2 protein-coding genes are annotated in these 2,186 nt (G+C 49.3%); both read left to right on the top strand.

Annotated elements, in window-relative coordinates; translation table 11 throughout:
• Positions 1 to 325: 325 nt before the first annotated feature.
• Positions 326 to 964 (top strand): phosphoribosylglycinamide formyltransferase, encoded by a 639-nt coding sequence (locus GX117_04465; GenBank protein NLO32596.1) that lies wholly within the window; start codon positions 326 to 328, stop codon positions 962 to 964.
• A 353-nt stretch (positions 965 to 1,317) separates the two neighbouring features.
• A partial coding sequence (locus tag GX117_04460) for a prepilin-type N-terminal cleavage/methylation domain-containing protein (GenBank protein NLO32595.1) occupies positions 1,318 to 2,186 on the top strand: 869 nt, incomplete at its 3' end.

The following is a 2,186-nucleotide window of genomic DNA, read 5'->3' as shown; positions in this document are numbered from 1 at the left end:
TACTATTCCTTTCCGGTTTATTGTACTATTCGTTTAGAGTGTAGCAAATTGATGAGATGAAAGTCTCAGCCTTTCCTTATCCGCGCTTACTTCGCTGTGGCGCCGCCATAACCCTTCGCCTCCTTTCCTATGCTCTTGCGCCACAGCTTTAAGGCTTGCCCTTGCTTCGGCAGTGCGTTATAATGTTGCTCGTTCCTTGCTAAGCTTCTTGCGTAGCCCCGCTTTTGCATTGCAACAATGCTTATCCTTACTATATGACAACCCGTCAGGGACAGCGCCCTGATCCTTCATAGATTTCAATTCCTAACCATGGGAGGAAGGCAGTATGCCGACCAAGGTAGCCGTATTGTTGTCGGGCAGCGGCACGACACTTCAGAATCTGATTGACCTCCAAGAACGGGGTGAACTGGATATTGATATCGTTTGTGTCATCGGCTCCAAAAAAGATGCTTATGGTCTGGAACGGGCGCGCAACCACAACATCCCCGAACACGCCATCAGCAAAAAAAACTACGCCTCTCAGTCCGCCTTTAATGAGGCTGTTTGGCAAGCTATACGGGATTACAAAGCGGAACTGGTTGTTTTGGCGGGATACATGCTCTTGCTGCACGTGCCCGAAGATTATAAGAATCGGATTATGAATGTGCACCCCGCCTTGATTCCCGCCTTTTGCGGACACAAAATGTACGGATCTTATGTGCACGAGGCGGTGCTTGCCTATGGCGCTAAACTGACCGGTGCCACCGTCCATTTTGTAGATGAAAAGTATGATCATGGCCCCATCATCCTGCAGGAGGCAGTGCCCGTATTGCCCGAGGACACAATTGACACGCTGGCAGATCGGGTGCAGGAAGCGGAGCGTCGCTTGTATCCGCAAGCCATCCGGCTTTTTGCGGAAGGCAGGCTCAAGGTTGAAGGGCGCAAGGTTCGGCTATTGCCCGAGCGTAGCGCACGCAACCCATAAGTTGAATGGATAGGGTTTTATTCGCCGATTAGGGGCGCAAGATCAAAAAACAATTGCAATTTCATCTGCACTCTGTTATGATTATTTTTAGTAGCAGTAGTGTTACACATAGACGACAGAAAGGAGTCGAAGTAACTGTAAAGCCAAGGTGTTCCGCGTAATGCTCTCGACATAGCGAAGAGGTCATACGTGAAAGTCACGGTGTGTATACACCGTCGGCTCTATCACCGCACTAGGATTATCCGGGCTTTGTTGCAGTATTCTTTAACATCACTACCGGATCATCAAGGTCGTTGTTTCGCGTCGGGCAGCACATACAGAATTGCCTGCAACCGATTAGAAAGGATCTCAAGATGAAACGAAGTGGTTTTACGCTCATTGAATTGTTGGTGGTTATCGCCATCATCGGTATTTTAGCGGCTATCCTCTTACCTGCTTTAGCGCGCGCCCGTGAAGCGGCACGCCGCAAGTCCTGTCAAAACAATCTCAAGCAATGGGGCACGATTTTCAAGCTCTATGCCTCTGAACAAAAGGACTATTACCCTCCTTTACAAGTGACCAATCGTAATCGACAAGGCTGGCCCGATCTTCCTATTGGCGATGCCCTTGCTTTGGCGGCAGGTCCGATGATCCATTGTTGGTATCCCAATTACAACAGTGACCCGTCCATTTTAATTTGCCCTTCCGATGCGGAAAATTCTATCAGTGACTTGAAGGATGCCAATGGCGATTGGGACTTTTGGAAAGCGGGCAAAGAATATAAAGTGGGCTGGAGTTATGCCTATATTGGGTGGATGCTAGATCGGATGAAACATCCGGAATTGCCTCCTGTAGACATCGGCACTTTCACAAGTTTGAGCGCTGCCGCCGATATGTTTGATTTCCAGGCACCTACACAAGGGCTCGTTTCCCAACAGTTTGGCGCCGGTGTCAACGCCCTATTAGCGGGAGCGATGGATGAGTTTGTCCATGGCAGCGGACCCTTTGGCATCCGTTTATTAAAAACGGCTGACAAAGACTGGAAATTGCCCACTAACAGCGGTCAGGGCAATGGCGGCGGCGATGTAATCTATCGCTTGAAAGAAGGCAACGAACGCTTCATGATTACCGATGTGAACAATCCTCAGACCTCCGCCATGGCGCAAAGCAATCTTTTTACCATGATGGATCTTTTCGGCAATTACGGGGCCATTGTATTTTTTAATCATGTGCCCGGCGGCTG

This window comes from Candidatus Hydrogenedentota bacterium (assembly GCA_012523015.1).
In the GTDB taxonomy this organism is placed as follows: Bacteria; Hydrogenedentota; Hydrogenedentia; order Hydrogenedentales; family CAITNO01; genus JAAYBJ01.
Note: the sequence above shows the minus strand (reverse complement) of the source record. Positions and strands in the feature narration are given on the sequence as shown.